At 33.6% G+C, this 7,124-nt stretch carries 6 protein-coding genes; 2 read left to right on the forward strand and 4 right to left on the reverse strand.

What is annotated here, in order from left to right; translation table 11 throughout:
* Positions 1–213: 213 nt before the first annotated feature.
* Positions 214–1,866: a dynamin family protein gene (locus F6K13_RS11310; protein ID WP_240038757.1), complete on the reverse strand. Its 1,653-nt coding sequence runs from the start codon at positions 1,864–1,866 to the stop codon at positions 214–216.
* Between the two features lie 513 nt (positions 1,867–2,379).
* Positions 2,380–4,458: a dynamin family protein gene (locus F6K13_RS11315; RefSeq protein WP_124142971.1), complete on the reverse strand. Its 2,079-nt coding sequence runs from the start codon at positions 4,456–4,458 to the stop codon at positions 2,380–2,382.
* Between the two features lie 142 nt (positions 4,459–4,600).
* Here F6K13_RS11315 and F6K13_RS11320 point away from each other — a divergent pair, with 142 nt between their 5' ends.
* On the forward strand, positions 4,601–4,744 hold the full coding sequence (locus tag F6K13_RS11320; protein WP_287287403.1) for a hypothetical protein: 144 nt from the start codon (positions 4,601–4,603) through the stop codon (positions 4,742–4,744).
* Between the two features lie 881 nt (positions 4,745–5,625).
* Here the strand turns inward: F6K13_RS11320 and F6K13_RS11325 are convergent.
* The gene (locus tag F6K13_RS11325) at positions 5,626–5,940 is read right to left on the reverse strand and encodes a hypothetical protein (protein WP_345789239.1); all 315 of its coding nucleotides are present in this window, start codon (positions 5,938–5,940) and stop codon (positions 5,626–5,628) included.
* A gap of 127 nt (positions 5,941–6,067) precedes the next feature.
* Positions 6,068–6,736: a phosphoribosyltransferase gene (locus F6K13_RS11330; RefSeq protein ID WP_124142973.1), complete on the reverse strand. Its 669-nt coding sequence runs from the start codon at positions 6,734–6,736 to the stop codon at positions 6,068–6,070.
* An 81-nt stretch (positions 6,737–6,817) separates the two neighbouring features.
* On the opposite strand from F6K13_RS11330, the gene F6K13_RS11335 reads away from it, so the two are divergent.
* Positions 6,818–7,039, forward strand: coding sequence for a hypothetical protein (locus F6K13_RS11335; RefSeq protein ID WP_287287405.1), 222 nt, complete (start codon positions 6,818–6,820; stop codon positions 7,037–7,039).
* Positions 7,040–7,124 lie beyond the last annotated feature (85 nt).

A 7,124-nucleotide genomic window follows, 5' to 3' on the forward strand; every position in this document is an offset into this window, starting at 1 on the left:
TCAGTAACACTTTCAATCTTGAGAGCCAACTGTTTTTTAGCAGAACTTTGTACTCTCCAGATTGAAAGTGTTACTGGGAAAGGTTTACAGCATCTACTATTGTGAATGGAGAATTTTTAACCTTGAGTCCGTGAAACCCTTGACTAGCAATAGTTATTCCCAGAACTTTGCACTGTCTAGTTACCTAGATTTCCATCAAAATATTCCGATGTCTTAACCAGCTAAAAAATCCAACTCTTGATTTATTTCTGCCGATAAATTATTCAATAACTGTAATTTATTTCTTAACTTAATCGCCTCCGGTGACTGCTGACTAACAGGAACCTTAATCACTTTTTCTGCTTTTTCTTCATATTTCTCAACTGCTTTTAGAGCTACAGCACTAAAACGGCTTAAATAATCTCTAGCTGCATTAGCATAAGCTTGTTTTACCTGTTGCTGATAACTATCTAAATTTTGTGATTTATTCTGTTTATTATCGCTCAAAAAATAGGTCGCACCACCAGCAACTGCGGCACCCATCGGACCTGCTAATAACCAACCTATTCCAGTGGCGATCGCTATATTTTTTACCCCTCCTGATTTTTTGGTTTCTGATGGGGGTGGGGATGGCAAAAAAACTTTAGGAGCTTCAGGAAATGTAATAATTAATTCTGCTGGTTCTTCTTGTTGAAAAAATTCACAAGCTTTATCTATCCATTCGGTAATTTCTTGTTTATATTTCAGAGCTTCTGGTCGAAATTTTTCCGACTCCCAAATATTAAAAGTTCTTTGTTCCAAAACTATAGCCAATTCAAATTGATGGCGCTCCAAAAGTTTAGTTAAATATAGCCAACTTTGAAAATTTGAACTACTTTTTTGAAAGCCTTGTGTAATTAATTTTTCTGCCCGCTTTTGAATCTCAAATTTTTCACTTTTCCGCTCTTGAATAGCAATTAACTCTTTAGTCACTTCCTTAGCACTAGCTTCCATGACTTGACATAACTGAGAAGCGACTGTCTGTATTCTTGGTAATTGAATATCTATCTTTTTCCCATCAGTTTCAACAATATTTTGTAAAGCAGATTCAAAAGTTACTAAACCCGTTGTTTGCGCCACAGAAACATCACCTTTTAAGCGACCCCGCAAAGCAGGCAAAGCATCAACTCGATATAAGTTACTAATATTACTTGGTAGTTCGGAGCGAAAACTTTCTGCCAGAAAGCGTATTCTATTGTTAACTTCTGTTTGTTCATCTGAGGAGAGTAAGTTCATAAAATTAACAACAAAAACTACTGTCTTAATACCTCTATCCCACAACCAATCTCTGAGATTTTCTCGTTCTCCTAAAGTCATCAAATTTCTGGCATCTAAAACCTGTACTACTAGATCGGCAGTTAACAATTGGTCTTGCACCAAAATATCTTGAGCTTCCCGGTCATTTGTTCCTGGTAAATCTAAAAATTCAACTCCTCTTTTCAAGAAAGGATGAGGGCAATAAACTTCTACTGAAGTCACATCATCTCGCATTCGACGGTTATTATCTAGCACTGCATATTGTTTGAGAATATCTGTACCAGTTTCACAAATTTTACTTCCATCTTTAAGATTAATTTTAGTCTGTAACTCTGTACCATATTTTATAGAAATTGCAGCTCCAGTAGTAGGAATTAAATCAATGGGTAATGTTCTTTGACCTAAAAAGGCATTAAGCAAAGTAGATTTGCCATAATTAAACGGAGCAAAAACAGCAATTTTAAAAGAAGGATTTTTCAGATATTCACAAATAGAAATTATATCTTTTTTCAATTGAGAGTCTGGCTCAAGTTCTAACATTCCAAGAGCAGAATTAAAATAGCGAATCAAGTTATCAAAATTAGTCTGCAATTTTTACTCCTCCTTTAGATATCCATATTATTTAGACAAAAGCTTTATTATGAAGGCAAGGCAAAAGGCAGAAGAGTTAGAGAGGAATTTGAAAAAGGTATTTTGATAACCGAATTTGGCATAATACCTACCACCTAATTCTATGCAGCTTCATATAAAATTGGTATAAGAGTTTTAAAAATTTTATCTAATTCATGGTTTTTTTACAAATCATTTAGGATTACTATATAGTAATCCTAAATAATACCTAATTTATTAAATATTTACTAGGGTAAATGTAGTAAAAGAACGTAAGACTTACTATTGATCTCTATAACTGAACATTTGGAAACTATACTACTCTTGAATTGAGAAACTAAACCAAACCAAACCTACATTTATAATTTATATAATTTATATAATTTATATAGAAGTCGCCATTACTGTATTTGACATATCAAAAGCTTAAAACTCAGACAACGCCAGATTTTTCCTTTTTCCTTCTTCTTTCTTTCTTCTTCCTTCTTCCTTCTGCTATACAATTGCTTTCATAAAATCCTGATAAACGGCAACTATTTTTGTACATTCAGATGACACATCAGTTTCTAACTGTTGAAAACGAGCTAATTCTGCATCATTATTAATTTCTTGTTCCTGTTTTTGCTGTAGCAAATTATCTAATTCCGACTTCCGAGATTTAATATCATCATCTATCCTTTCTTTAACTTCCCCTTCATAAGTATCAAAACATTCTTTAATAGCATCATAAATAGGCTGCCACTGTTCATTTCCTACTTCAGGTAAATGTTTAACCAACTCTTTTTTCGCCACTTGAACTACTTTTTTCCGTGCTTCATCTGCCTGCATTACACCTACACCTAAACCTAATAAAGCTAAACCAATAGGTCCTAAAGTTATCCCTGTAAAGAAAGTAATTGCTGTATATATTCCTCCTACAGCCAATAAATTTAGCAAGATATTTTTCCAATCAAAACCTGCTCCGGCCATCGCCATACCTGCGATATTACCCCTAGCTAATGAAAATAATCCCATAGCCCATTTTGCCCAACTAGGAGCATTATCCTCACTGGAAACAGAAAGGGCAGATTTGACCTTTTTTCCTGTTAGTTTTTCAGTGATTTTATCTGTGACTTTTGTATAGGAAGCACCATAATGAGCAGCTCTTCTAGAAAGTTGTAAAAATGCTGCATCCATCTTATTTTCAACGGTAATAGTCCATGCTGCTAATTTATCGCTAATATATTGTTCAAATCCTTTTTTTAGTTCTATTTCAAAAGCTTCTCTTTTACCAGGGTTAATGAAATCGAGAAATTTTATATCTGGTTGATAGCGCAAAAAGTCTGATTCAAAAGTATGTTCCAGGTCGAGGACATAAGAACGAAAAGAATTAGCAATTTCAGTCGCTTCTTTGTCTCTAACTGTTCTAATTTCTGACTGAAATTGGTCGCGAATTTCAGCAAGTTTATGAAACTCTGGTGCTACAGAATTAATCTTATTTATTAGCTCTTCAATATTTTGTTCTAATAAAGGAGTACGACGGGCGATCGCCTCTCGTAAATGACTATCTGCTTGAGCTGCTAAAGTTTTTGCTTGCCTAAATTCTTGAGCTGCTCTTTCTTGAGTCAAAAATTGATTTAATGCACCAAAAAATTCTGGAAAACCTGTTCCTTCTAGAGAAACTGAAGGATTTTTTAATCGCCTTCTTAATGCCAGAATTGAAGATAGTTCAAAAACTCTTTCTTGATAGATATTTTTATTTTCTTCTACACAATACTCATTGAGGTTAGCTTGAAAAACTCTTCTTAATCTTATCTCTGCTTCTTCTAATTCTTCTCGGTCATCTGGGTCAATTAAACTATCTTGTACTTGATCCCAAGCATTAATTAAAAAGAACACACTCAACCCTCTACCTTTAATATAATTTTCTAGATAGCGACGTTCTCCTAAAGTACAAGGTTGAGTTGCTCTCATCACAAATAAAATAGCATGACAATTATTGATATAACCAAGAGACAATTCATTCCGTGCTTCTGTATCATTTAAACCAGGACTATCAACAATTTCTATTCCTTTTTCTAAAATTGGTAGGGGATATTCAACCACTGCATAATCAATATCAGGAAATGCTTGTTTTTTTTCTTGTTCTAATCTTTTTGCCTCTGCTGGGTCAATTGTATAGTTTCGTTTGAAGCTCTTAAAATCTAGTGACAGAGGTTTTTTTCCATCATTAAAATGTATAGTAACTTTTTTTTCTGGTCCAAATTTTAATACAGTTAATAATGCTGTACAAGGATTAACGTCGCTAGGTAAAATATTTTCACCTATTAAAGCATTAAGAAATGTACTTTTTCCCCGTTTCATATCTCCCAATACCATCAAGCGGAACACACCAAGGCGGAGATTTTTGCCAGCATTTTTAATATCTTCTATTTCTCTTTCTAAACCTAATTTTCCCGAAGTATTTTTACCTCCTGATTCTGCTTTTTCTAAAGTTTCAGCTATTGTACATAAACTAGCAGCTACTTCGGTTCTAACTTTAGCTACTCTTTCTAAATCTTGGATAAAATTTTCTGCTTCTATTTTGTGACTCATTTTGATTTGAATAAATTAATTACTTGAGATAATTGTATCCTGTAAATCTTCTTAGTATTTAGACAAAATTATTGTTTTTTTACTTTTCGAGTATAAAGCAATAAGTCAGTTATATTACATAATTAGGGTTTGCTGAAAAAGTATGAATAGTAGGGGTAGGAGTCAACCCACCCCTAACCCCTCCCAGGACGAGAAGTCAGGAGTCACGAGGAATGGGGAATTTATAGGAGGTACTCGGAAAAATTATAAGAGTGATTTTTCTGCCATAGTCAGCCCAAAATCCTAACTTTTTGGTCACTCAAGCTTAAAAAGTTGCACTTTTTTTCCCTCTAAAAAAGCTAAAATATTTATCTGTAAATGTTTTTAGATTTAATCAGCAAGCCCTAATTATTAAGTCTAAAGTTGGCAGTAGTAGAAACTATGTTTATGTTTTTAGGGTTTTGAGTTACCATAAGTTATACCACAAAAAATATTAGGTTACTATAAGTTACAAGTCAGGAAGTAAATTTATTTTGTATTGAGACTAAAACAAATCCATAATTGACTTAAAACAGTTCCCAAATTCATAAAAATATTTTCCCGCCAATGGCATTCTTTGACTTTTCCCATAACGTTCACCAGGAAATTTATTAACAGTCTTATACTCATTTTACCGAATAATTAAGGTTTAAAGCCTCTCCTTTAAAGGAGAAATAAGAAAAAATTTTCCTTTTATTCAATCCTCTTCCTTTTAGAGATAGGTAATTATCAATTATTGAACAATACTGTTAATTCTGGCTGACTATTTTAATAATGATTTGGATAACACTGTAGATCGTCACTGAAAACTGAATGCTGAAGTTAAAACTGAAGATAAACTCAGTTGATTGGGAGGCTTGAATTTCTTAATTCCTCCTGAATTATGATTATTTATTTATCTAAATACAAATAATTATAATAGGAAATAATAAACCTCCTGTAAACAGTAATAAAAAACTACTAATTCCAATTACAAATGGATAATTAAATAAGATATTTTTACAGTAACAGGGAGCAGATAAAATAAATATATATGAATAAGATAACTGCTATATTATATATTTTTAAGAGACATCTCAATTCTCACATCTGATTCTTGATTGCTATATAAACTAAGCTATTTTTTGTTGATTTAAAATCAAACATTTTCTAACGAATTAAATCAGCAAAACTATAAGTACTAAGAATTAATAATAGTATAGCTGTGAATTGGGAAGCCTGTATTTGAGGAGATGGTGTAAGTGCTTCTCTAACTAAAATAGAAATAGAATAACCCATTACATAACTCAGGCATAAGACTAAATATTGCCATTGCTCTGTAACACTCCAACACAATAATAATACTATGGCAAAGACTAACATTATTAACTCAATAAAGCCTGGTGGATTATATTGTATACCACTCCTAATATTTTGACACCACAGTTGTAAAATTCTCATAGTTTTGATATTAAATAAAATCACAAAATTCCGATTAATTACCAGAAAAAAAATTATGGAATTTATACTTAAATAGCAAAAATTTTCATGATTTGATATTCAACATCAAAAACATCAACCATATAAATAAAAATTAAAAATTTTTTTACTCTCACAGCCATTCAGTCTGTTGTTGAAGACAAGCCAAAGCAACCTCAGTTTCCACCTGAGTAAACTCAGCATAAAATCGACTCACACTCAAAAACGGCTGAGGAGTTTCCAATACAATTAAGCGATCGCAACAATCTGCCAAAAATTTAATCAATTCTGGAGGAGCAACTGGCACAGATATCCAGACAGCATTCGGTTTATGCCACTTAATAGACTTTAGCGCAGCTATCATCGTCATACCCGTAGCTATTCCGTCATCAACTAAAATTACTAACTTACCCAGAGGAATAACTTCAGGCTTTCCACCACTAAGACATTCTAATTGAGACTGTGCTTTTTCCCTTGCTCTTTCAATTATAGCCTTTTGGACTTGTAAATTGCGTGGTTTGTGCCTCGACCACACAATACAACCATCCGCTGTCACAGCACCAAGAGCCAATTCTGGATTATCCGGTAAAGTAATTTTCTTCGCCACCACCACACTCAAAGGACAACCCAACCGACGCGCAATAGTTACTGCTACTGGCAACCCCCCTCTTGGTAGACCATAGACAATAGGCTTAATCATCCACTCAGTAGTCAAACTCATTTGACAGAAATCTGAAAAAATAACCTCAGCCAATTTTTCTCCAGCATCAGTGCGGTCTCGAAATATGGGAATAGATGACATAATTTTCTCCAGCTACTGACACTTAAATTTTACCTTCTATCACCAGAGGGCCAGCACTAAATCAAAGATTATAGTGCCTGGATGAATGGTGAGTATATAATTGTGATTTCCTACGGAATGCTCCGCAAACGATGTCACAATAATTATATACAAAAATTAATAGTTTATCCAGTAGATATTTCAGGTAAATTCAGTTATAATGATAGATATATTCAAGGAATTAATAATACTTTGCTAGTAATTGAGGCCAAATTAAAAGGCAGTCAAAATCAGTACAAAGTTTTAGATGAAAAGTCAGCTTGAGGCGATCCTGTCGGGTAAATCCGAGTTCGACGCCGAAGAAGCCGCGGGCGCCACGCGAATCAAGCGGCTTCGCGACGCGCTTGGC

The organism is Okeania sp. SIO2B9, assembly GCF_010672505.1.
Classification (GTDB): Bacteria; Cyanobacteriota; Cyanobacteriia; order Cyanobacteriales; family Microcoleaceae; genus Okeania; species Okeania hirsuta.